Origin of the sequence: Dyella terrae (assembly GCF_004322705.1) — a bacterium.
Lineage (GTDB): Bacteria > Pseudomonadota > Gammaproteobacteria > Xanthomonadales > Rhodanobacteraceae > Dyella_D > Dyella_D terrae.
In genome coordinates, this window is the sequence record NZ_SIZZ01000001.1 from 872,565 (window position 1) to 896,302 (window position 23,738).

Annotated in this window: 15 protein-coding genes; 4 read left to right on the plus strand and 11 right to left on the minus strand. The window is 56.8% G+C overall.

From position 1 onward, the window contains the following. Window positions 1-66 precede the first annotated feature (66 nt). From EYV96_RS04050 to EYV96_RS04065, 5 genes are all read right to left on the minus strand, one after another. Window positions 67-726: a hypothetical protein gene (locus tag EYV96_RS04050; RefSeq protein ID WP_131150203.1), complete on the minus strand. Its 660-nt coding sequence runs from the start codon at window positions 724-726 to the stop codon at window positions 67-69. Window positions 727-795: 69 nt separating this feature from the next. Beyond that, the gene (locus EYV96_RS18715) at window positions 796-936 is read right to left on the minus strand and encodes a hypothetical protein (protein WP_165488576.1); all 141 of its coding nucleotides are present in this window, start codon (window positions 934-936) and stop codon (window positions 796-798) included. 844 nt (window positions 937-1,780) lie between these two features. Beyond that, window positions 1,781-2,836 (minus strand): TniQ family protein, encoded by a 1,056-nt coding sequence (locus EYV96_RS19065; RefSeq protein ID WP_131150204.1) that lies wholly within the window; start codon window positions 2,834-2,836, stop codon window positions 1,781-1,783. Then, window positions 2,781-3,689, minus strand: a complete 909-nt coding sequence (locus EYV96_RS04060; RefSeq protein ID WP_131150205.1) for a TniB family NTP-binding protein — start codon at window positions 3,687-3,689, stop codon at window positions 2,781-2,783. The genes EYV96_RS19065 and EYV96_RS04060 overlap by 56 nt, the downstream gene beginning before the upstream one ends. Next, window positions 3,689-5,491, minus strand: a complete 1,803-nt coding sequence (locus tag EYV96_RS04065; protein ID WP_131150206.1) for a Mu transposase C-terminal domain-containing protein — start codon at window positions 5,489-5,491, stop codon at window positions 3,689-3,691. The genes EYV96_RS04060 and EYV96_RS04065 overlap by 1 nt, the downstream gene beginning before the upstream one ends. 840 nt (window positions 5,492-6,331) lie before the next feature. Between EYV96_RS04065 and EYV96_RS04070 the strand changes: the two genes are divergently transcribed. Beyond that, the gene (locus EYV96_RS04070) at window positions 6,332-6,931 is read left to right on the plus strand and encodes an HAD family hydrolase (protein WP_165488578.1); all 600 of its coding nucleotides are present in this window, start codon (window positions 6,332-6,334) and stop codon (window positions 6,929-6,931) included. A 281-nt stretch (window positions 6,932-7,212) separates the two neighbouring features. Here the strand turns inward: EYV96_RS04070 and EYV96_RS04075 are convergent, their stop codons facing one another. Then, a complete protein-coding gene (locus tag EYV96_RS04075; protein WP_131150208.1) occupies window positions 7,213-7,578 on the minus strand; it encodes a hypothetical protein in 366 nt (121 codons plus the stop codon). A gap of 965 nt (window positions 7,579-8,543) precedes the next feature. Continuing rightward, window positions 8,544-11,012 carry a tetratricopeptide repeat protein gene (locus tag EYV96_RS04080; RefSeq protein WP_131150209.1) on the minus strand — a complete coding sequence of 823 codons (2,469 nt, stop codon included), beginning with the start codon at window positions 11,010-11,012 and terminating at the stop codon, window positions 8,544-8,546. A gap of 234 nt (window positions 11,013-11,246) precedes the next feature. On the opposite strand from EYV96_RS04080, the gene EYV96_RS04085 reads away from it, so the two are divergent. From EYV96_RS04085 to EYV96_RS04095, 3 genes are all read left to right on the plus strand, one after another. Continuing rightward, window positions 11,247-11,921 (plus strand): helix-turn-helix domain-containing protein, encoded by a 675-nt coding sequence (locus EYV96_RS04085; protein WP_131150210.1) that lies wholly within the window; start codon window positions 11,247-11,249, stop codon window positions 11,919-11,921. A gap of 109 nt (window positions 11,922-12,030) precedes the next feature. Then, window positions 12,031-13,878 carry a restriction endonuclease gene (locus EYV96_RS04090; protein ID WP_165488579.1) on the plus strand — a complete coding sequence of 616 codons (1,848 nt, stop codon included), beginning with the start codon at window positions 12,031-12,033 and terminating at the stop codon, window positions 13,876-13,878. Beyond that, a complete protein-coding gene (locus tag EYV96_RS04095) occupies window positions 13,875-15,452 on the plus strand; it encodes an argonaute/piwi family protein (protein ID WP_131150212.1) in 1,578 nt (525 codons plus the stop codon). The genes EYV96_RS04090 and EYV96_RS04095 overlap by 4 nt, the downstream gene beginning before the upstream one ends. A 36-nt stretch (window positions 15,453-15,488) precedes the next feature. Here the strand turns inward: EYV96_RS04095 and EYV96_RS18720 are convergent, their stop codons facing one another. From EYV96_RS18720 to EYV96_RS04115, 4 genes are all read right to left on the minus strand, one after another. Beyond that, complete coding sequence (locus EYV96_RS18720) at window positions 15,489-15,917, minus strand: hypothetical protein (protein ID WP_165488580.1); 429 nt, start codon at window positions 15,915-15,917, stop codon at window positions 15,489-15,491. A gap of 463 nt (window positions 15,918-16,380) precedes the next feature. Continuing rightward, window positions 16,381-16,740 carry a hypothetical protein gene (locus EYV96_RS04105; protein ID WP_131150213.1) on the minus strand — a complete coding sequence of 120 codons (360 nt, stop codon included), beginning with the start codon at window positions 16,738-16,740 and terminating at the stop codon, window positions 16,381-16,383. Window positions 16,741-16,751: 11 nt separating this feature from the next. Further along, window positions 16,752-17,717, minus strand: a complete 966-nt coding sequence (locus EYV96_RS04110; RefSeq protein WP_131150214.1) for an RHS repeat domain-containing protein — start codon at window positions 17,715-17,717, stop codon at window positions 16,752-16,754. Window positions 17,718-17,798: 81 nt separating this feature from the next. Continuing rightward, window positions 17,799-23,705: an RHS repeat domain-containing protein gene (locus EYV96_RS04115; RefSeq protein WP_131150215.1), complete on the minus strand. Its 5,907-nt coding sequence runs from the start codon at window positions 23,703-23,705 to the stop codon at window positions 17,799-17,801. Between the last annotated feature and the right edge of the window lie 33 nt (window positions 23,706-23,738).

Consider the following 23,738-nt stretch of genomic DNA (forward strand, 5'->3'; position numbering starts at 1 on the left):
CAAGTTCTGACATGGTTGAACGCCGGTGCCAGCAATATTTCAGCTGGCACCGGGAGGGCCAGATACTTAGGGCTCTATCGCGGACCAGAGACTTTCAATCAATCTGGCGTTTTCTTCTAGAAGCTTGATTGTTTTCTGCCTGCGCCTGTTAATCGAGAAGACCTTTCCCGAGAAAAGGTCGATGAACTCCAGCTGCCTTGGTGCGACATTTTCCCCGTTCTGCTCGAGTACCCAGTGGGCAATTTCAAGGGTCATCTTGGCGGCTTCTGGGTCTTGCTCGGAGGCGTTAGCGTTAAAGTAGATGACACGCTGTAGCTTGCCATCCATAGCGCACAGGTCCGGCGACAATCTCAGCTCGAGGTCACTCATGCTTGCGTAGCAACGAAGCATGGTGGTCGGCTTGAGGCCCCTGTGTGCATGTCCGGATTCAACGAATTGAGTGAGTACGCGATTGCAATGATCGCGACGGCTTTTGATGCTTAGGCTCTGAATCTTTGCGCGAGCATCCACGAGCCCAGGAAGCCCCCGATCGAGGAAATCTCGAATGCCGTTAAGTGGGGGCGCGTAATACGGTTGCTTGAAAACCTGCGGTGTTTGCTTCGGGTATTTTTGATCATGAAGCAATCGCATCTGTTCGACCGCGGGCAGGCGGACAAACTTCGCAGCGCTGCGCGCTGAAAGACGCGGCCTGCTGATCGTGAGAGGGGATTTCGGGAGAGCGCTCATTGGCTTCGACTTCCTTATGCAATCTACGAACGAAAAAGGGGTAGCCAGAATGGCTACCCCTTGCGTGACTCATTTGCCGCGCGGCTTCGACGGCTTACGAACGACATGTTCGGTGACCGTGGTTGACTTGTGCGTCTTCACGTACGCCGGCGTGACATAGCGTCCGGTGATCGCACTGCGGTTTTGAGTGATGGTCTTCTTGCCAGTCATAGCTACTGCCTTTTCAGTTGTTGAAAAATCAGCGAACTGAGGCTGCTCAACAACACGCCACCAAGACCCGGGAACGAATCGGTGGGGCGTTAGGCCGGACTGCGGTAGACCCACGTAGATGCTTTACGAAAGTAGCTTTTTCAGCCTATACTCCCGCGTCTGCCAAGACGCATCGCGGTAGGTCACCGCAGACCAGATTTTGTGAGCAGCCCTATTGGGACTTCTCTAGATTTTTGGTCGTTGTGTCTCCTGTGTTTGCCGCAATACCAAACGCCTCGCCCAGTGCGAGGCGTTTTTTTATGCGCACCAGATCACAGTTTAATGGCATCTTAATAGTTTGGCAATCCCCTCGGGCGACTGCCAACCACAACATATTGTCTCAAAACATGAGACTAGCCCCATATTTTGCGTTTTCGCTCTAATTTTACCCCGTCGCGCGGTCACGACCGGCCTTTCGCTCAGGGCGAAATTTTCTTCTGCGGACGTCGCTGCTTGGTTGTCCACGACACGCCCCCGTTTCAAGCGCCTCATCCAGCGGCGCTCGATCGAGGGGATTTATCGGCTCGCCCAGAATGGTGCGCGTGATCTGTCCTGACGGCACGGGCAGGCCATCCAGCGGCTGACCAAAGGCATCAAATAGCTGGGAACGCCACCACGCTAAAAGACACGATTGCCGAGCGACTCGGTCACGCCTTCGGCTGCAAAACCCGGGAAGAAAGCGGGGCGCCAAGGCGCCCCGCTTGATGACGGCATGACGTGCATCTAGCGCCGCAGGGTCATGCTCGATAATCGGATAGTCCCTGAGCCACGATTGTTCTTCAGGTCAGGCCTCTGTCTGTCTTCACTAGTGCCCATCGTCTCCGCGAGACTCCCCCTTCCTGGCAACAACCAAAGGACGAGTTATAAGTCGCAACGCGTGCCGATAACGCTGCACTCGCTGAAGCTCCCTTACTTGAAATGGGCTATCCCATTGGGCGTCAAGTGCCGCAAACGGCTCCATCGGCAACCCCTCCGGCCTGGGCGGCCTTCGATGCGCCGGCATGACATAACGGGCCACCATCCAGAATGCGGCGCGGCGCCAAGCAGGTGGCCCGAGGGCGCGTACGTGTTCCCACGGAGACATTTGCAACGGCGCGACTCGCCGCGCCGGCACGCCAACGAAGGGGAACAACTCCGCCGGAAAACCGATACTCGCAAATGGCGGATGTTCTGGAATTCGTCCAAGATTGACGACCACGCGCATGAGTAATGCTCGCGCCATATCTGGGGAACCCCGCCAAGCAGTCGGCCAGGTCGCCTTTCCTTCCAGGCAGTCGTGCAAGGTGCGGGCAAAACCAGTGATGGTGCGAAGCAAGTCACGGCCTTCCGCGGTTCGCGGCCACACAGGCATGCGGCTGGTCGGCGGACTATGCAATTCAACACCTAAGGGTGCCCAGTGCAGTGGCCGGCGATGAACCGGGCAATCCAGCGTGAACACGCCCATCCACGCTCGCCGAAAGGACGGAGGATGTCCTGCTTTGGCATCTTCGTGCCAGCACGACGGGCAGTAGGCCCGCCGCTGATTCTCCTGCAACACCAGCGGGTGGTCCTGCAATCGGTGTCGATACAGCTCACGTGGCTCCACACCAATAGCACGAGCCAAGACACAGACCTCACGGGCAGATATCCCATCAAGGCCGACATCCTCTCCGGGGAGCGATGTCGCGCGCGGCCATACCCTTCGGCGTAGCGTATGCCCCTCCGCGCCATAGCACCGCCAGGCCCTTTCCGTAATGGAATGCAATGTTTCATCGTCGGCCGGCCCGTGGATCCACCAGCGCTCGCCCTGCAGTTGTGACGTTTGTTTAGTCATGGCGAGTCCCCGTCGCGAGCTCCGTGGCGCAAAGCTCCGGAAATTCATTCACCGCTCGCTCGAGCAAGCTGGGAGTGATCCGCTCACCACCTGACATCACCGCAAGCGCGGCGGCGTTGCCGACCAAGGTCACGATGGCATCGGTCTGACCGCCCGTCAGTCGAACGATCAACTTCATAGTGCCTTCCGAATTCAGTCGTGATGGAAGCCGAAGCGGCAGGGTGGATTCCATGGCCTCCAGAAAGTGGGCCAGATAACCATCAGCCCGCCAGCATGGAAGGCGTTTCAATCGAAGACGGGCACGCAAATGCTCATCCATCTTGATGGCGAGCTCAGCTTCTTCAGACCCCGCCAAGACAATGACGATGCGAAGCTCATTCATGAGGAAGCGCAGCGATTCAAGCGTCGCCCGCTGCTGCTGCCGAGTTCCGTTCAGCACATCCTGTATCTCGTCAACCAAGAGAAGCCTGAGTCCACACGCGCGCGCGGCGATCAAGACAAGCTGCTCCCGCTCCCGCCCGGTGTAACTTGCCGAATTAGGATGCCCAAAGGCTACGAGCATCCGCACATACAGCCCCCGGGCTTCGCGCACCCCGCACATGGAAAACAACAACGTAGGCCGCTTTGCGATCGTCTCGCGCGTTGCGGAACTCTCGGGATAGCGATCACGCAGTTGCTCCAGTAGATCGGTTTTACCCGCACCCGGCGCCCCCACCACGACCAGGCCCGCAGTGCGTGTCCTAGTGGGACGAAACATGAGGTAGTCGATGTACTTGAAGATGGCGTTAATGCGTTCGTGGGCAATAAAGCGACGCTCCAGAATGTCGCGCACACGAAGCTCAACAGGCCATTCGAGTGCGTCGATCACGGACGATAAAAGGTGGCTATAGGTCGTGGCCATCAGTCAATCCTCTTGACGTGTACGCTGGATCGATCAAGTGGCACCGTATTGCCTTCGTTTCCGAAACCGGTCACCTGGTTGCTTGTGGGCCCTGCCCCAGGCTGTCGAGGACTCTTTGCTTGGCGGCGTTGCTGCGCACGTTTGGCCGAGGCCGCCATGCGCTCCAATCGCTCGGTGGCCTCAAACCCTGCGTCGCGCAAGACGTCGATGCGCGCGGATTCCACCGTGTCCATCCTGACGTTCTGCGGCTGCCCGGCGGCTCGACCGGCTACAGCTTCGAGTTGAATGGTGTGATCGTCCGGCGTACGAACCCAGATGCGCGACAGGTTGCGTGGGTCGTAGTGAATTTGGAGGACTCGCTCCGGATGCACCCAGCAAGCAAGTGGCTCGGCCCAGTAGCGACTCCGTCGGAATTGAATGCCGGTGCGCTGCAGTCGTCGCTTGACGAAGGGAAGGAATGTCAGCCGAAACTCATCCGGATGAGCCACCAAAGGAGGAAGAACCGCGGCCCCATCATCTGTCCGCCACGCTCTTTCCCACGCCACTAGTGGCGGCACGCCCAGTACGCGGTGGGTTCGCACGTGATAAGCCCGCGCGATTTTTTGCAGAAGCCACTCATGAAGCTCCCATAGCGTCATGGTCGCCTTACGCTCGCTCGGATAGTCCTTCCTGTCTTTAACGCTCGAAAATGTCGTTCCCTGCAATCCATGAACCATCTGCATCAAGGTCCCGATGAGACGCTCGACGTGCCCGCCATATTGCGGCTCTCCCACAGGGCGTGTTTGCAGCGCTATGCCGTGTTCTTCGCAACCCCGTCGAATGGCTTCGCTAACCAGATCCTTTCCGTTATCGACCAGGATCACCTTCATCTTGCCGAACATGGGCCAGAGCCCGGGCTCGCGTGCGTCCTCGGGTTTGGGCAGGACGGCATGTGCAATACACAGGCCCACCGCCACCGACGATGGCGCATCCATCGAGAGATAGAACCCAAGCACAGTGCGGGTCGCTATATCCACGGCGACCGTAAGCCAAGGGCGTCCAAGGACGATAGTGCGGTCGTTACTCAGTACGAATACGTCAACGAGCGTGTGGTCGATTTGAACCAGATCTAACGGATGGACAACGCACAGCTGCCCTGGGCGCGGCTGCCTGGCCTGCTTTGCCTGCTTATTCCCCAGTCGGCACAGATCCCCTTGGTATGTTTGGTGGTCGGCTATGCGTCGCCGTACCGAACCCGCCGAGGGAGGTCGCAATCCCAGGCGACGACAAATGGAGCGCGCTCGCGCAGTGATTTCGGATTCGCTCGTGCGTTCCCGCACCAAATAGTATTTCTGGATGACGTGTTGAATGACCTGTTCAACAGGTGGTTTTAGAAAATGCGATGCTTTGCGTCGGCCTCGCTTTCTTTTGGCCAGCGTGGATGTCCTCGGGCTGGCCCGGAATCTGGTGATCAAGCGCTGGATATGACGCACACTCAAATAGTGTTTGGCCGCCAACTGCCGTAATTGCTCTCCAGGGTTTGTCACCTGCTCGGCCAGAGGACGAATGTCTTGAGCGAGTGGTGCAATGCGCGCCCATTCATCCGAGGCGATCGATTGGATGTCTCGCGTTCCCTCGGATGTCGGCACAGGTTGGAGCGCCGCGACGGGAACAACGTTTATTGCGCCCGTCGCTTCCGTACGCACACTGACCGTACTCCCGGATGTAATGCCATCGATTTGAACGAGCTGTCCGTCAAAGACCCAGCGTGTCCCAAGGGTCAGTTCGGAGCGGTGTTGCAAGTTGCTGGAACGAGTATTCATGTTCCCTCCAGATATTCTTGAGGTGCAACGGGTCGTCTCCGTGCCGGCAGCGGCACGAAGAGCCTTGACTTCAACGAAGGAAGGGAATAGAAATGGAGCGTACAGCTACCAACTGTCGCCACATAGAGCCTCGCATCGCCATGCGAGGTTTCTTTTTTTCTATCCCTCAGCATTGGCGCATAGGCATTCCTCCTTTTCGTGGGCCGCCCTGTAACCTGTGTGCGAACGCCAGCGGTCGTACGTCGATGCGAATAGATCGCGCACGAAAATCTCGCTACTCAGCGTTCGCGGTGCAGTGTGTCGTGAATAGTTGTGCCACCTGAGGCGCGCCTCGCCGGGCGCTAGCCGTCCAGATGGCTAAACGGTTGACGCGATCTTGACCGTGTCGCCCGACAGGAGTGAGGTGCACCGAGGGGCGCCGATGTGAGAGATCGATCTGGTCATGCACGCCACAACGAACGACTCACCACCCCCGAGTGAGCCGCGGATGGCGTGTGGTGGCGTTCGTGACCCGCGCCAGAATGTCCGTCGCAAACCTCTCCCGGAACACCACTATTTGGCGACTTTCGCTTATATCGCCGGAGCCCCGCCAAGTCAACGTAAGTGCATGATTGTGATATATTTATATCAAACCTTGAGGTACAAGCCCTCGAGGAACAACGAATGCCACTACCTGAGCTTATGTGAGCGCCAACCAGGCAAGCGCTAGCAGGACTTTGATGTTGTTTTTTGGAGCCTCAGGAACTGGACAGTTACTCGCGGGGACCTTCATGCTGGCACCCTCCTCTCTTCATCGGACCTTGAGTGATGGCAAGGCGGCCTGCGCATCAGATTCGAGCCGTGGTATTTGATGCTTACGGGACACTGGTCGAAATCACCGATAGGCGTCGACCCTTCAAGCAGTTGCTCGAACAACTTCCCCGCGAATCCACATTTCGGCAAGCATTCGCGCAGACCGTGATGTCAGAACCCATGGATCTGGAGGCGGCCGCCATTCGATTCGGGATTCCGCTATCCCCCAAAACACTCGACCAGCTGCACCACGACCTCGATTGCGAGCTGGCCAGCATCCGACCGTTTAGCGATGTCATTGACTGCTTGCATGCCCTAAAGCAGCGCGGGGTGAAACTTGCGGTTTGTTCAAATCTCGCCAAGCCATACGCAATCCCGGTGCAGAGACTCATCCCAATGGCATGGGATGCGATTTCCTGGAGCTTTGAGGTCGGCGCCATTAAGCCGCACGAGGACATTTACGCCTCGGCGTGCCAGCAGCTTGGTGTCTCGCCGTGCGAAGCACTCATGGTTGGTGATAGTGAGGATGAGGATTACGTGGGCCCACTTCGCTTTGGAATGCAGGCCATGCGCCTTCGCCGAGGATCGCTGTCTTTGACCCTGGACACCATCAATTCGCTGTCGGAGTTACCGAACCTCGTCCGGTAGATCTGCCCCTATGCGGATGCCCCTGCAATCTAGGGTATACGCATTTTCGCCGTCTCCGTCGGTGCCAGCGGCAAGCATTGATCAAGACCCAATACCGCTTATTGGGTCGCCGTTTTCAGGCTGCCTGGCAATGCTGTCATACGTTCGCAACCGCAACGCGACGAACAACCCAAAATCGATTGTAATTTATTGTTTTAATTATAATTGTTCTGTGGCGACTAAATTAGCGATACAGCGACAACGGTTGGCTGGAATCTGGCTGATTTCCAGCTCAAATTGGCTCAATGACGCCCATCCAGCCGCTGTCGCCCGACACATGCTTCAGGACGTCCATCCTGGCCGATCAGCTGCGTGTACACATTTCCCCGGACCGTAACGACGGAACCAGCAAGGCATTGCTCGTCAGATCTCAACAAAAGCGCCTGTCGACGTCGCTCATCGGCTTCGGCTCGCTGGCGGGCATCCCGCTGGGCTGTTCGCGAAGATTCCGCGGCGGCTTGTTGCAGCTGCTCGGTCCACCCCTGAATGACCGCCTGGGCCTCTTCGATGTCCCTCTGGCGCTGGTACTCCCGGTAAGCGATGTGTCCAATCAGCAGGATGCCAGCGGCACCCAGAATGCCCAAGGCAATCTTCGTCGAGTCTTCCATGGCTCTCTCCCTGTATGCCGTTGGAGCATATAGGGACCGGGCCTGATGAGACATACATCGCGCGCAAGCCGGGCAGTTGTTGGGACGTGGTTTCCCTGCCCTCGCTTTGCACAGACTCGATTAGCCCAGAATTGGCAGGTTCATGAAGCGGCAACCGCGATCCGCTGAATCTCTTGGCGTGATGACCTGGCGGTCAGCGCCTCCAGTTATTCCCGAACGGTTGCATCATGCTGAGGAAAGCGAGTAGCAGAAAATCTTCAAACAACTGTCATGTCACGAACATCCAAAGCCTTACAGACAATCACAGTTCGGTTTGATAGGGTCGCACCACTGCTTGCCGGAACGTCATCACGACACCACAAGCAGTCATCGGCAAGGCAAAGAAGCGCGGGCCAAGGGTGCTGGAAACACCGCATGGCCCGCTGACCATCACCAACTAAGAGAGAGTTGATATGGCTATGACGGATTGTACGTCATCCCCTCCCCGTCGCATCCCCTGCGACAAATCCCTCGGAAGTTCCCGGGCCGTCTGCGATCCATCCAGACACGGTTGACGAATAGAGCGCAGCCTTTCGGGCGCTTCCGAAGCGTGTGTCTGGACCACACGCTGGCGTACTAGGAGCGCCAGTGCCCCGTGCTGCCCGACTTTCAAAACCATACCGCCCGGCGCTTGGACACAAGCGGGCCGACGAGACCTCATTGCTTTGCGCGATGTGAAGTTGCTTTACCTGTGGCACGTCCGTGAACGAACGGCGTGCCACGCTTCATGCTGGGCTTGGATATGCCGAATCGCCTAAATGTGTTCTAACCGTGAGGTTGCTGGTGATATATGGCGAAGTTAGGAAGATCAAAGCTTCCGTAGCGTTCATCGACTATCCCCGCGAAATCCCCGCTCAGATCGCCTGAGGTCTTGCCGTCGAGCAACGGCCGTGAACTTGTCATCTTATTCTGTTGCGACACTTTGGCTAACCCCTCGGCGCGTTTTCAGAAACTACTTGGCGTCGGTTGATCATGTAGACAAGAGAGCGAATCAACGCTTTGTACTTTTCAGCTTCTTGTTGATTCTTGCGATAGTAAAAATCCTTAGGGGAGGCAGCCTTCATTGACCGATCCACGAGCGACTCAGCATCTCTCAGCAGTCTCGGTGATCGCTTGCTGTATGGCTCTCGCCTTGCGTCGTGGTACCGAGCTATTGCTTTTCGAAGGACACAAAGGCCCTCGGGCTTTCCATACTTCATGGCCTTGTCCATTGCCAAATCACCGTCCGAAAGGCGTCCTAATTTGTAGGAAATTAAACCAAGTGTCAGCCACGCATCCGCACTATGGGGGTCTAGTTCCGTCGCCCGCTTCGCATATGGATAAGCCAGGTCGGCTTTGCCGCGATTCCTCAACAAGAACGAGGCGTAGCGCTCTTGCAATGCCGCATTGAGCGGCTCTTCTATCATCGCCAGCTCAAAGTAGTCTTTGGCTGATTCATAGTCCTTTTTGATCGTGGCGATTCTGGCAGCCTTTGCGTATTCGCTCCTAAATCCGTCAGCCACCCGATCTGTTCTGTAGTTCTTTTCGATCTCGAAGCGTTCTGTCGCCTGCTTATCCACTTTGAACGCAATTTTGTCCAGGCGTGACGCTTCGTCGTTCGAGAGTCGTCGCCTTTTCTGACGAAAGAATTCCTTCGCGAGATCCACGATCTCCAATTCGTATGTGTCCCCGTGATCAATGATGCTGGCGAAGTAGGTTTCACCCAAGCCTGCTTGAAACTCTGAGTGGACGACGCCTATTTCGGTGCACGCGTCTCCAACGCACTTGCCATCCAGAGGGGTCGCAAGAGATACCAGCACCATGAAGACCTCCTTCACGAGGGAGCTCATTCGCTCCCATGCGTCTTCATATAGGAACTCGAGGAGTTGGTCGTTGGTTTTGCGCAGGATGTGATCAAGCCCATCTTGGATGCCTGAAGATGAGCGCGCGATAAAGCGAACAAGTGTGTCGATAAGTAGCGGCTTGCACATCAATTGCGTGCATGCCTGCCTGAGTCGTGGTTCGCCCGCTTGAATAATAGAGCGAGCACCATATTCATCGCCCAGTTTCTGGATAAGAAGAAGTGCCTCTGTTTCGGAAAGTTGACTGACCGCAATGGGTGCGGCAGCGATCAGTTCGCGCCTACGTGACGTGATAACTACTCGACCAACCCTCTTGGCTACGCGGGCAATGAAATCAGCCAAAGCCTCGGCATCCAGCGGCGAGGTGGCCAGTGTCTCGGTGTTGTCGATGATTAGCAGGATGTCGTTCCTGGTGAAGCCCTGCTGTTCGAACTCCGTGGCGACCTTTTCGATTAGCGCGCGACCCTCGAGCTTGTACCATTCCTTCCCCAGTACTGGGCTGAAACAATATATGAGCTCTCTGACGCTATCTTCCATTGCGTCTGAGATGCCCTTAAAGTGAACCAGACCATCATCAGTCCACTTTGTCTTCTTTGCCGTGTAGAAGCTAATAACAGATGGCAGCGGAGGATTGCCCTCAACTCCACCCTCGAGAAGATTGTTGAAAAACTCAAGCGCCAGCGTGGTCTTGCCGAATCCACCGTCACCAAACACTAAGCAGGTCCGGGAGTCGACGGTGTCCTCAAGCCACTCTTTCAGCTTGTCTAGCTCCTTCTTTCGACCAACAAAGGTAGACGTTTGGCGCACCGGCACGTTGTTGAGCACTAGCTTTGCGCCTGTGGCTTGCGGCACCTCGGACCACCTAAACTTTTCGGCAGCTTGCGCGTCCGTCGCAAAAATGTTCGTTGATCCAAGGTCTATGGTTACGTCCCTGGCGTTCGACCATGACAAGAGTTGACCCTGAATCTTCCAGACGCCTTTTCGAGACAGGACCTTTCCAATAACCACCGCTTGCTCGTCAATCACCAGGGGCGTCATCAACTGAATGTTGAGATCTCCCACTTGAACAGCGAGCCCGTTCGACGTCATCTTTGGTAGCGCGTCAGAATCGGCATCAAGAATTCTCTGGATCAGATCACCCGTTCGCTGCGCCCAAAGGGTGGTGGTGGACGCATCCAGTACGCCGTGCCCTGGCCTCCTATTGCGAAATTCAACCCACTCCGTAAGCGCAGCTACTAATGGATGATCGAATCCATCGGCTTCTTCAAACCAGCCTTTTAAGTAGTTTCGCGATACAAGGCCACGAATGACTGGCACTAGTACGTCAATTATTTCAATCGGAAGGCCGTCCGACGGCTGACTAAATCTGTCAATGTAGGGCTTGAGATCGACCCCATCATCAAGATCCGGCGTGCTTTGAATCGCGATTTCTAAGGCTGTGATCGCCATGTTTTGAAGAAGCGATCGCATAATGGAGCACATGTAGCTCAACATCGCAGCATCTGAAGTGTGCTGGCGCGCCACAGTAAGTTGCTTAGCGTAAATTTCTTTCATCCGCCCCACCCCTCATCGCTACGTCGCGATAGCAGAATTTCCTATCCGCCCCTGGCTCACCGACGGCTCCGGTACTCTAAATGCTCAGCGAGCTTGCGGCACGTAATTTACTACGGAACCCTGCGGCCCGACTGCTCGATCATTGAGCCGTGCCGGGCGCTTGTCGGGGCGCTGTCGTGTTGCCGGGTCCGACGCATCCCTAGTCTGGCGCCCTACACCACCGGAGTGACACCCATGACCACCATCACCCCGCCCTGCCTGCTGACCCCGGCCGAAGTCGGCGCCTGCATCCGCCAGTTCCGCGATCTGCGCCACTGGTCGCAGGAGCAACTGGCCGAGATTTCGGGCCTGAACGTGCGCACCGTTCAGCGGGTCGAACAGGGCGACTCGGCCAGCTTCGACACCCGTCGCGCACTGGCCTGCGCCTTCGATCTCAACGACATCGATGCGCTCAACAAGCCAATTTCGTTGCCTACGGCCGAGGAACTGCAGACGGCGCAAGCGCAGTTCGAGCACGACCACATCACCCTGGCAGTGGCGCCGCTGGCCACGGGCCGTCAGTTGGCCCGCCTGGTCACCTCATGCGAGATGGACCTGTCCGAGTCGGCCTTCGAACTGCCGCGCGAGGCGGCGGCCGAGTTCGCCGCACTAATCGACTACTACCGTGAATACCGAGACTGCCACGACCTATACTCGGAAACCGACAAGCCCGACATCTATGATGAGCTGCAGCAGCACGTCGAAGCGCTGCGGGTGTTGGGCGTGTCGCTGTGCCACGGCCAGCGCAAAGTCACCGTCAGGATGGGCTCGGGCGAGCGGGTGAACGCCACCGTCCTGTACGTCGTGGCATTCCGCCTCGGTCATGAGCCGACCCAGATCGTAACCCCTAAGGCGGCGCGCATCGGCTAAGTGTTCACGTGCTTGATCAGGCTGCAGTTGGGTTGCTGACGCTCGCTTGAACTTGAAGGGACCAGTCTATAACTTGTGGAGCTATGCGACGAAAAGGGGTACTCCGCCTGTGTCTGCTGATGCCATCACGTATTGCCTAGAGCAGCTCTCGGACTATAGGCAATTTGAGCGACTGTGCTCCGCACTTCTCGCCAACGCAGGCTATTCAACAATCGATCCCTTGGGCGGTACCGGAGACGAAGGTCGCGACGCAATCATCCGTAGCGATTCCGCAGGACGCACAATTTGTTTTGCATACACTGTGCGCGCTGACTGGCGTATCAAGTTGCGCAGTGACTGCAAGCGCGTCAGAGAAGCGAATCATAAGCCTGATATCTTCGTCTTTGCCTGCACAGAAGTCATCGCCGCGAGTGAGAAGGACGCGGCGGTGAAGATGGTTAAGGAAGATTTCGGCTGGGAACTCGACCTTTTCGATCTTGAGCGACTTCGCGTCCAGCTTTCCGGGCCACAGCGTCATCTTTTGGCGCAGCACCAGTCCATCTTCGTGCCGCCGTTCTTCCCGCAGCGGGGCGGCGAATCGATCGCTGACAGCCACGATACGATTCTCATCGATCACGTCGCATCCGACCATGCGATAGCCGCCTGGCTTTCCAGACGACTCTCCCTGTCGGGCTTTCGCACGTGGTGTCGAGGCACGGCACCACTGGCTGGCGAAGACGCCGACGAGACGGTGAGGACGCTGATTGCGCATCGGGCCAACCGTTATCTGCCAATTCTCTCGACCGGGAGCTTGGCCGACCCACTGTTTCTTGAACGCTGCGCTATAGCGACCGCGCGAAGCCCAGATCTCGTGATTCCCTGTAAAGGGATCATCTCGGAGGATTGGGTCTTGCCCTCGCGCCTGACCAAGCTGGTCGCGGCCGACTTCTCCTCGTCGTGGCGCGAGGGTCTGAATGCGGTGCTCAATGCCTTGTCCTCGTCCGGCATCCGACCATCGCTCGCTGCTGAGCGCGGCGCGCAGATCGCGTTGCGCGACTTTCTGCCATCGCAGGTGACCGTCGCCAAGCCCGAACCGGTCTTCGCTAATGTATTCGCTATGACTGTGCCCACCGCCATGCTCGATATCAGCGTACAGCAACCGCTGACCATGGCCGAGCGCTACGAATTGTCAAAACGGTGGGCATTTTACACCGCCAACGAATACACGCTGATCGCCTTCGACCTTCCTCCTTCCGACTCATGTCTCGGCGACTTGACCGGCCGATATTCGGAGTTCTCCTGGCAAGATACCGCGCTCGTACACGGACATCCCACGATTAACGTCGCCAAGTCCCTGCTGCGTCGCACCCTAGATGTCGCCTGTGAAATCACAGGACTGGTGTTCTGTCACGACCGTAAGGGATATCACTTCACCCGCAATGGCGAGCAGGAGCTGGCTCAAGCCATCACCCATGTCGACGGACAGAAGACAACCGTTCAGCTCACGGGAAAACGCACTAAAGGCTTTGGCGAGCGCGCCTCGGAGTTCCGTTATCAGCTCGGCCCACGATTCCGTTTCGACCGAGACAAGCAGGGACACTGGACCGCTGTCATCAGGCTCTACGTCAGGGTCACGACGCTAGAAGGTGCGATGTTCGAGGGCAAGGAGATTAACCAACGCAGGAAAGTGGTGACCAAATCTTGGTGGAACAAGCAATGGCTCGCCCGTCTACTCGGCGTCGTGCAGGGACTTGAGACTCATCCGGGCAAGGTATCGGTCGGCAATGGCCGCAGGGCCGTGACCATGACTACGGCGCCCATGCGATGGGAGTGTCCGGTCGGTCTGGATGTGTCTGCATTAACCGATGCATCGGAGGTCGGCCAAGAGATGGCGCTGTATCGCGCGCACCAGGATGGCGAAGACGATACAGACGGTGCCGGCGTGCCCAACCACCCCGCGATATTGACGACACCATGACCGACACCTTTCATTATCTCGGCGAGCCCGCGCTCTTGTTCGGAAATGGCCAGACCGCTGAAGATCCTCATGATGGACTGGCCCTGTTCGGACCGGCCGAATCCTGCGCCCAACTGCCCAAACACGTCGTCATGGGCACACCAGAGGGGCTAGCGCTGTGGAAGAGCTGGTGCGACGACCTCAATAGCCCAGCCGCTTGCGTCGACGAGGACCGGCACCGTGCTTGGCCGCCCTACCCTGGTTTCGATGTCGCCTTCGGAACGCGCTGGCCATCACCGATCCGCAACTATGAGGTGGATGCTCAGGCGCTGTCTGAGGCCTCGCGCAAGAGCGACAAGTACGAGCGTGCCTATGCAGTCACCGGACTGTTTATGCAGGCGATCGAGCGCACCATCAAGCTTGATGCCAAGCCCGCGCTGGCGATCTGCATCGTTCCCGACGAGGTGTATGAGAATTGTCATCCCAATTCGAGCGTGGCATTGGACGAGCGCAGCGACACACAGCGCACGCGGAAAGAAAAGAAGTTCCTTGACCAAGCACTATTCGACCGCAAGCACGGCCAGACCAGGATGTTCGATGATGCCGACGACAATGTCGCGGCTGCGATCGGTAATATTGATGCCTACGAGCAGGCGCTTGGGCTATCACCGGACTTCCGGCGCCAGCTCAAGGCTCGAATGATGGCGCACGATCTGCCGGTACAGATCATTCGGGAGGCGACGCTACGCGTGAGCGCGCAGGTGCGTAATGGCGAGAAAGGTACCAATCCGCTCTCCGACCGCCTCTGGAACTTCAGCACCGCGCTGTACTACAAGTGTGGAGCCAAACCTTGGAAAACGCCTTGGGCACGCGAGGGCGTGTGTTACGTCGGGCTCGCATACAAGATTACCGAGGACGGACGCCAAGCCTGTTGCGCGGCCCAGATGTTCCTCGACAGCGGCGATGGCGTGGTATTCGTTGGTGAATTCGGTCCTTGGTACTCCAAGGAGCGCGGCGAATTTCACTTGCCGCCTGAGAAGGCCGAGGCGCTCTTACGCGGCACGATTGCCACTTACAACCAGGAGCACGGTCTACCGCTCAAAGAAATCTTCTTGCATGCTCATTCGGGGATCGATATCGACGAGTATCAAGGGTTCCTCAATGCCTGTCCGCCGGGAGTCAAGCTCACCGCTATCCGCGTGAGACAGGATTCGCAGGGACTCCGCCTGTATCGTTACGACACGCATCCTGATGCCACTAAGCGCGGCCAGCAACCGGTCCAGCGCGGCATCTTCTGGCAACGATCTGCGAACCATGGCCTGCTGTTCACCAACGGCTTCAAGGCCAGGATTGCTACCTACGATGGGTTCGAGGTACCGGTACCCCTGGAGATCACGCTGCAGCATGGCGAGGGTGACATTCTGGAGATCGCTAAGGACATCCTTGGTCTGACCAAGCTCAACTACAACGCCTGCCAGTTGGGTGAGGGTCGGCCGATCACCATCAAATATTCCGACCGGGTGGGCGAGATCCTATTGGCAAACCGCGGGGTCAGTCCCGACAAGTGGAAGCCGAATTTCAAGTACTACATCTAACCCCGGAGAATGCGGACGACCTCCGAACCTAAGGGGTCAGAACACTTTTCCGACAAAGATTGTTGACACCACCGACTTACGACCTGCGCCGCCACTGAGAAGCTGTTGCCCTTCCCCAACGGCAGCTTCAACCTGCCTAGGCAGTCCCGCCTCAATGTAGTCGATGATCCTCGGCATGTCGTTCAGCGCCGCAACAACCACCAACCGTGCTTCCTGCAAGAGCAAGACTACAGATGCTACGTGCAGCTCTAGTATGAGGCGGCGATGCATGAGCACTGCCAGGTACACGCCTACGTACTTATAAAAAATCAAGTGCACCTGCTGATCACCTAGGAACTTGAAGGTGCGCTGTCCCAATGCGTGCAAGCACTTGGCGGTCGGTACGTGCCGTACTTCAATCGAACCTATCAGCGAAGCGGTACTTTGTGGGAAGGGTGATACAAAGCCTGTCTTGTCGATAGCCAAAGCTATCTGCTGAGGTGCTATCGCTACATCGAAATGAGCCCCGTTTGGGCCCGCCATGGTGGCTCGGCCAGCAGTGTCGACGCTAACGCGCTAGGCGCCTTCGACCGCCTGATTCACCCACACGACGAATATCTTTCGCTCGATTCCGATCCGACGCAGCGATGGAATCCCCAAAAAAGGCGTTATCCACGGAAGCCCTAAGCGGTGACCAGCAGCAGGACATTCGCGCGTATCTGAAACAGAAGAAGGCGCTGGGATCAAGTCGATTCCGGGCGTCCATTGGGGCCGAACTGGGGCGCGCAGTCCACGTTCGGCGACGGGGTCGGCCTCTTAAAAGTGTTCTGACCCCTTAGTTTGTTCTTCATGTCCGTCCTCTTGGGTTGTCGGACTTTACAGCTTCACCTGATACGGCTCAGAACGGGCAGGTCAAGCCTGCTAACCCTGATGCGTGACACACTGCGGGTCAGATTGCAGCCCCATTGTATTGGAGAAAAAGTACGTAGCGCTTCCCATGGTCGCCCATGTTGAACTTGTAATCTCTTAGCGAAGTCCTTGCCGCCTCACCGACCCCCCGACTTGGCCAGTACTCAACAACTTTGGGACCAACGGCATTGCCATCGTCGTCAATTTGAAACGATATAATTGCGCAAGCGGCAAATTGCGACCGCCCCAAAACATGGGGAGAGACCTTAAATTCTCCTCGTTTGAGAACAAGCGCCTCCCCATGAAAGGGCATCTCATCGTACTTGTCCATTAACAACTGACAGGATCCCGCATTCGCAGGAGCACTCAAAGCAAAGATCAAAAATGGAAGCATACTCATGCTAGACCACCTCATTTGCACAAATCGTTCTCGACAAAGTACGTGCATCTGATTGGCACACCCTTGAATTTCCTGTAGGGGTTTTCAAACGACTTAACGGCCCGCATCTCCTCCCTAATATTGAGCTTATCGCCTTCAAACTCCTCAAAACCAAAAGCCCTATGACCTGCGTCCGAGTGTCCGAACTCATGCATCAAAAGAATGTCGAGTGATGTGCTATCCGCACCATCCCCCGGGAACAGCGACTCGGCATGGGTATAGAGGTAATCTCCTACACTAGGCGTGTACCAAATCTCGTTACCAAAGGTCCCAAACGCATCTTTGGCGTCCATATAAACGAGATCGATTCTTTCGTTGTTTGAAGCCATGCTAGAAACCAGCCTACCGCCAATGGGAGACATAATTATCTTAACTAGCGCTTTCTTTGTAGCTTTAGGAAGTGTTGTTTTGGCGCCACCATCCTTTGGGCCGTTGTAGTAATAGTGGTTAAAAAAACGAGACGCCAAATATCTCGCCTGGCCCTTGGATGTTACTTGATTAAACCCGGATGAGAAGACATCGCAAGCGTAAGCGCCACAGAAAGTTGAATTACCATCAGGATCCAGGTTCGAAATTGGATTCGCGTCCGCATATGAGTATCGACTAAATGACTTAAAATCACCCGGTCGCCGTATCTTGGCATCTGTGCTGAGGAAAATCCCTGTATCGGGATCATAATAGCGAGCCTGCATGTAAATCAGGTTTGAGTTGGGATCGAAAACGTGACCCGTAAATCCTGTCTCAAGGGTGGAGCTCCCTACCAGAACTGCTCCAGTCGGTGAGTACTCTTGCGCCAGAACCATGTTTCCCGTGGAATCCGCTTCAGCAAGCGGGGTCCCCAATGGATCCGTATAGATATAAGTGGTATTGCCTGCATAGGCTCTCGCCGATAGCAATATCAATTGCATGCCCAGCAATAACGCATATCGGTTTGACATATTTGCCTCTTCAAAGAGTTCTCGACGGCATTTCAATGCCCTTCACAACCGGAAAGCTTTGGCCGGAAGTCTCCTTGCAGATCACCCGCTTCCGGAGTCAAGCCAAGTGCTCGCGTAGGCGCTCCACGCGGAACAGCCCGACGAATTGCATGCCTGAACTCGAAACCTGACTTGTCCATTGGCATATGTCAGCATCCCCGCGCTGGTATTCGGACCCGAATAGAGAATGAATACGCCATCCTGAGGATGCGTCTCCTCAAGGTTGTATGTGGTCGCGTTGGCCGACGCGTTCCAGCTAAGGTGGACGACAGGTTTGTCGACCGTCCCTGAGACAGTCACTGCGAGTCCAGTCGGCGTAATTGGGGGCAGCAAGACAGCAGTTGTTCCGACGGAACTCCACGGTCCACATCCGCCAACATTACATGCCTGTATCCGATAGCCGTAGATTCCCGTCCCCTTTCCGCTCGCACCCCAGGACGTGCTTCCATTGGCCTGGACGTTGCCCCACGCACCGCCATTGAACTGCTCTTGCAACGTGTAGCTCGTAGCTCCCGACACCCCCGACCAATTGACGGTATAGCTACCGTTGATACTGTTCGCTGGCACCGATATGGACGGCGCCAAAGTCGGCGCCAATGTCACCGTCACGACGTTGCCCGACTCACGGCTCGTTGCACTTGAGCCGCTCGCGTTGGCGGCATAGACGCTATAGCCATAAGTACCGCTGGATGAAGGCGCGACCGTCAGCGACATGGCTGACCCATTGTAGACAAGAGCTTTCGCGCCGCCATTGAACGACTGATAGACCTGATACGCCGTCGCTGTGGGCGCAGCTGCCCATGAAACGGTGAACGCGCCATAGGCCGTCACCGGCGCGGTTACGCTAGTCGGCGCTGGCGGCGGCAACAGTACCGTGGTTGCTCCAGTCGAACTCCATAAACCGCAACCGGCTACATTGCAGGCCTGCACGCGATACGCATAGCTGCCGTTGCCCTTGCCACTTGCGGCCCAACTGGTATTACCGTTGGCCTGCACCTGCGTCCAGGCGCCGCCGTTGAAGCTCTCCTGCAGGGTGTAGTTGGTCGCCGCGGAGACCGTCGACCACCCGATCGTATAGGCACCGTTGATGCTGCCACCAGGTGCTGTCAGTGTTGGGGTACCGTTCGGCGCGAGTGTGACGACAAGGTTCGTACTCGACTTCCAAGCGCTGCAGTTATAACTATTACAGGCTCGAACGCGGAACGTATGGACCCCGGCGGCTAGACCATTGACTGCGGCATTGGTGGCGGTACCGTCGTAAGCTGCCCCCCAGGTCGTGCCACCATCGCTGCTGCGCTCCAACACGTAGCGATTTACGTCGGCAACTGAGCTCCAGCTGATGGCGGTGCTATCGGTGTAACTGGTGGACGGAACGTTCAGAGCCGCCGGAGCAATGGGAACAACTCCGTAGGTGCTGTCCACGGTGAAGGCCATTGAGGTGACCCAGCCACGGGAACCATAGATGTTCTTGGCTTGTACGCGATAGAGATAACTACCGCTTATGGCAACGGTTCGGCTCAATTGTGTCGCGGCGGTGTTACTGACCACCGTGGTCCAGGAGCCGCCATTGACTTGCTCCTGCACATCGTAGGTTGTGGCACTGATGGGCATGGTCCAACTGACATCGAAGGTGACATTAGTAAGCGTAGGTACGGAAATGCCGGGCAAGGTCGGCGTTACACCGAGGTTCGATGAGCTGGTCCAGGCGGTACACTGGCCGCTGGCGCAGGACCTCACCCGATAGCCGTAGCCCCCCCCTTCTTTGCTCGTGATGACATAACTGGTGCCGGTGAGCGTGCCGCTCAACGTGGTCCAACCACCACCCTCCCTGCTCTCGTCGAGCTGATAGCTGGTCGCCGCGGGCGAGGCCGTCCAGCTCACCGTGTAGCGCCCATTGTTCGGGTTGGAGTCGAAACTGATGGCAGATGGCGCAGCGAGCTTCAATGTGTCATTCCGCGCGATCATTTTTTTGCCAAGATAGATGTAGCTGGCCTCCTTGGCGGTGCCTGTGTCGAGCGAGTACATCAGCTGCCCGGATTGCGTGTAGAAATAGTACGTTGCGGAACCGTCGGGCCTGCTCTTGACCACGCGGCGACCTGAGGCGTCGTAGGCGTAAGTGCCGAAACCAGGGATGGCGGTGAGCTGGTTCTTGTCGTTAAAGACCAGGGTGTTACCTTTCTTGTTGATGACGTTGCCGCGGGCATCGTAACCCAGCGTCATAAAACTCCCGGTACCTTGGGTGATGCTGGCGAGACGATTGGTTCCGTCGTAGTTGTAGGTGAAGGTCTGCCCGCTGGATAGGCGGCTTCGGATGTTGTTCAGCGGATCGTAAGTGTAGCTTTCCACGCCGTTCCAAAGGCTCGATGTGGCCGAGCTCAGGCGATTAAGCTGGTCGTAAGTCATCGTCTTGGTGTGGGTGCCATCAAGAAGATCCGTGATCGCCATGATGTTGCCATTAGCATCATAGGCGTAGTCCTTGCTCAACACCGGACCACTACTGCCGTAGCTAAAATTACTAAGCAACTGACGCGCATTCTTGTCGACCGTGTAGATCACTCCATTGCCAAACACAAAGTTCTTAACGTCGCCGTCCGGGTAGTAATGAACGCCAGTGGCGTAGATGCCAGCCTTCGTCGGGCGGCCGAGTGGATCGGGGGCGTAATCAACCACCGTGGCATCCGGATAGCTGATCGAACGCACACTGCCGTAATCATCGTACGCATAAGTAACGGCGTTGACGCCGTTATTGGTAACACCCAGCTGCTCGGAAGTCAGCAATCCCAGGCTGTTGCGACTTCCAGTCCAGCTCGTACCATCGCTCGTGACGGAAGATTGAACATTGCCGAGCGCATCATAGGTATATGTGGTACCCGGCGTGCCAGCTGGAGGCGTGAGTGTACGCACGCGATTCATGGCGTCATACATCCGGAAGGTCTTGGCCCCCTCTGCCGCTGAGCCGCAACCGTCCCCATCAATGCTGAGCCCAGATGCCGTCCAGGCCACATTGTTAGCTCCATCATAGGCAGTCATTTCACCACCCGACTCCGGCTCCTTGGTGCGGCACAGGCGGTGGTAACCGTCGTAGTAAAGCCGTTTGCTGATATCGACGGTCAAACCGCCGCCCGTACCCCACTGCCGGATTTCTAGTGGGTTGCCATAGACGTCACGGGTGATGCTCTGATTAATGCCCTCAGGGGCTTGAACGCCAATAACCGTATCCAAGGACGGCGTATCGAACACTTGGTAACTGGTGATGGTGACGTAACCCTTGGGATCGGTCACCTTCTTGCGGGCGCCGGACAGGTATTCGGTCGTGGACGTCAGATTCCCAAGCTCGGAGGTCTGAATAACTGCGGTGACACGGCCCAAGGCATCGTACTGCGTGGTCAGACCACCCGCATAGCCGCCGATATTGCTCGCCGTATCGTCCAGATACGACTGGAAAACGCTTTGCCCCTTCCAGTCATAACGGGTCTCCGCCGTACTCAGTGACCCGGCGACGCCATTGATGAATGTGTCACTCAGCACCGGGCGCAAGTAGGCGTCGAAGATCGTTACGCTGCGCGACGCCCCCTTGCTGATCGTGCGCCGCCAGTGATTGCCGGTGAGGCCGCGCTCGCTGGGCACGAACTCGTAGGTAAAGATCTTTGGAAACCAGGCGTGGCCGGCTTCAGTCGGGTATGTAATGCTCGCCAAGCGCCCTACGGCGTCGTAAGTGAAGCCGGTCGTATTACTAACCTGATCGGTGATGCTACTGATCTGACCCAGATCGTCCACGGCAATATGCTGCGTTGTCAGATCGGGATACGTGACGAACTGCGGAATTCCCCGCTTGTAGTTGGTAAGCGTCGTCGTATGACTATTGCCATCCGTGAAGCTGGCGAGTTGCCCGGCTGAGTCAAAGCTATAGCTCACCACCGATTGGCCGAACCGCTTGCGCTCCTTCAGGGTGTCCTTCCCGTCAGGATGACTACTATCCGGTACGTCGTAGACGCTCTCGCTGACCGCCTCGTTAGTACCATTATTGGCCGAGACACGTGTCAGCGGCAGGCCCAATACCCAAAGCCTGGTCTCGTTGAGGTAGGTCAAGTAGTCGTCAACCGCTTGCTGGCCTGTTATCGAGTTGAATCGCTTTGTATGCGTAGGTTGGGCGAACTGATTGAAAGCCAGGGCCTCCCAAGTATAGGTATCGCCCTCCCTTTGTATCTGCCGCTTTCTCTGTGGCGATTGAGTTTCCAACTGATCGTCATTGAGCCTGCGCTGTGGGTTCACGCCGAACCGGCTCGGCCAAGGACCAAAATCAAAGGACGCGTACTCGTTGATATTGGACTGGATTAGCGTGGAACCCACTGCCTGAGCATAGATATCCTCGCGCAGAAGTAACGTATCCGTGCTGTCGTAACGGTTACTGAAGGTACTGCGTGTTGCTTGGTTGTCCGGCGCGATCACGTCCGTCCAAACCACGCCCACACACCCCGATGCGCAATCCTCCAATCTGCTTTGATTGGCTGGCGAATATACATACTGCCAGACGCGATCAGGTGATCCAGCACCCGTGAATGTTTTCTTCGTCAAGGCTGCAACGCTATATACATTGGGTATCAGCGTGAAGTCGCCAGAAGGCGCCTGGATGCAGGTATTGGGCGTGTAGGAGCGCCCGCGCAAAGTTGTCGTGACCGTAAAGGTCCCAACAAGTCCAGACGGATGCGTAATCGTTCCAATGGAGCTCCCGCCCACCTGCCCAGCAACGCCAATACAGCCACCACCTTCCGGCGAGATAACCAGATTGTCGAGACTGGAAGCACGAAACCCCCCTAGATTGAAACTCCACGCCGATGCGTCCGGCAACTGAACGCTCGTCAGGCGCGGAAGATACGGATCGTTGCTGTAGTTGTACGTCCAAGTCCGCGATTGGGGCGAATCAGGTTGAAGCGTAGCGGTGCGCAACCGGTGGGCCAGCGGGCTGTAGTAGTTGCCAGACGGGTCGATACCAGGCCGCTGCCACGTGTCATAACCCAGCGCCAAATTTCGGCCATCACTGCCCATCACAGCAGTGAGATTGCTATTTGCGTCGTAAGAGTAGGTCACGCTGTTTCCAAAGCGGTCTTCCACTCTGGAGACGAGCATGAAATCGACCTGTCGGTGCAGTGAACCGCCCCCAGTCATAACCATGGAATCGGCGGCCTTGTAAGTAAGCCAGTCGAACCAGTACTTGGTTCCCGAGGGGGATACCGCAAAGAACCCCTCTCCAGGTTGGCCGTTGGAGGTCTGCGCAAGGCAACCTATCGCCCACTGCGACTTTGTCACAATTGGAAATGTCGTGCTGGATGTTCCCGGGACGGTCATCTGCGGGGATGCGATGTTCGAGGCGCTGCGACGCATGAGATCTTGCGCGCCGGCACCAGGCAAAATCATCTGGTAGCCATGCCACCAGTCTGCGCTGTTGTAAGTAACTGGGTCGCTTAGACCTGTACTTACAACGATGTCTGGCGCGGTTGCTAGGGACGAGCAACGCGACAAGGAATCGCGGAAGAACCACCCGGTGTGCAGCTGCCCATTGACGTCCGACCAACTGTACTTCGCAGACAGCGTTTCGATGTGGGGAACATCGAGAGTCCAGTCGACCAATGCGTTATCAATGAATTCCTGATACGTGAAGTTCGGATCCACGTCCGGAATACGGAAGCTGCGTGTCAGCTCGATGGAAGGGCCTGTACCATCGGCGCGAACATCGGTTTGAGAGAAGCTCAGCGTGCCGTTGTACAGGCTGAGATTTTCGCCGAACGGTGTTTCGCCAAGCGGCTGAATATCGTCGGTAACTCTTATCTTTTTCTTGTACTCGTCTTCCGGCTTGACGTCAGCAGACTGCGCTGCAGCGTGTAATGAAACCAGCCCAAGAAGAACAAACGTCCCAATAGCGCACGCTCGGCGCCCAACCTTGCTCCCCATTTTTCCCCCGAATCCTTGCGCAGACACCCATTG

What these genes read in the sequence shown, in the direction of transcription:
- EYV96_RS04050 (WP_131150203.1), bottom strand. Translation starts at nt 726, where the DNA reads ATGAGCGCTCTCCCGAAATCCCCTCTCACGATCAGCAGGCCGCGTCTT.
- EYV96_RS18715 (WP_165488576.1), bottom strand. Translation starts at nt 936, where the DNA reads ATGACTGGCAAGAAGACCATCACTCAAAACCGCAGTGCGATCACCGGA.
- EYV96_RS19065 (WP_131150204.1), bottom strand. Translation starts at nt 2,836, where the DNA reads ATGAATTTCCGGAGCTTTGCGCCACGGAGCTCGCGACGGGGACTCGCC.
- EYV96_RS04060 (WP_131150205.1), bottom strand. Translation starts at nt 3,689, where the DNA reads ATGGCCACGACCTATAGCCACCTTTTATCGTCCGTGATCGACGCACTC.
- EYV96_RS04065 (WP_131150206.1), bottom strand. Translation starts at nt 5,491, where the DNA reads ATGAATACTCGTTCCAGCAACTTGCAACACCGCTCCGAACTGACCCTT.
- EYV96_RS04075 (WP_131150208.1), bottom strand. Translation starts at nt 7,578, where the DNA reads ATGGAAGACTCGACGAAGATTGCCTTGGGCATTCTGGGTGCCGCTGGC.
- EYV96_RS04080 (WP_131150209.1), bottom strand. Translation starts at nt 11,012, where the DNA reads ATGAAAGAAATTTACGCTAAGCAACTTACTGTGGCGCGCCAGCACACT.
- EYV96_RS04085 (WP_131150210.1), top strand. Translation starts at nt 11,247, where the DNA reads ATGACCACCATCACCCCGCCCTGCCTGCTGACCCCGGCCGAAGTCGGC.
- EYV96_RS04095 (WP_131150212.1), top strand. Translation starts at nt 13,875, where the DNA reads ATGACCGACACCTTTCATTATCTCGGCGAGCCCGCGCTCTTGTTCGGA.
- EYV96_RS04105 (WP_131150213.1), bottom strand. Translation starts at nt 16,740, where the DNA reads ATGAGTATGCTTCCATTTTTGATCTTTGCTTTGAGTGCTCCTGCGAAT.
- EYV96_RS04110 (WP_131150214.1), bottom strand. Translation starts at nt 17,717, where the DNA reads ATGTCAAACCGATATGCGTTATTGCTGGGCATGCAATTGATATTGCTA.
- EYV96_RS04115 (WP_131150215.1), bottom strand. Translation starts at nt 23,705, where the DNA reads ATGGGGAGCAAGGTTGGGCGCCGAGCGTGCGCTATTGGGACGTTTGTT.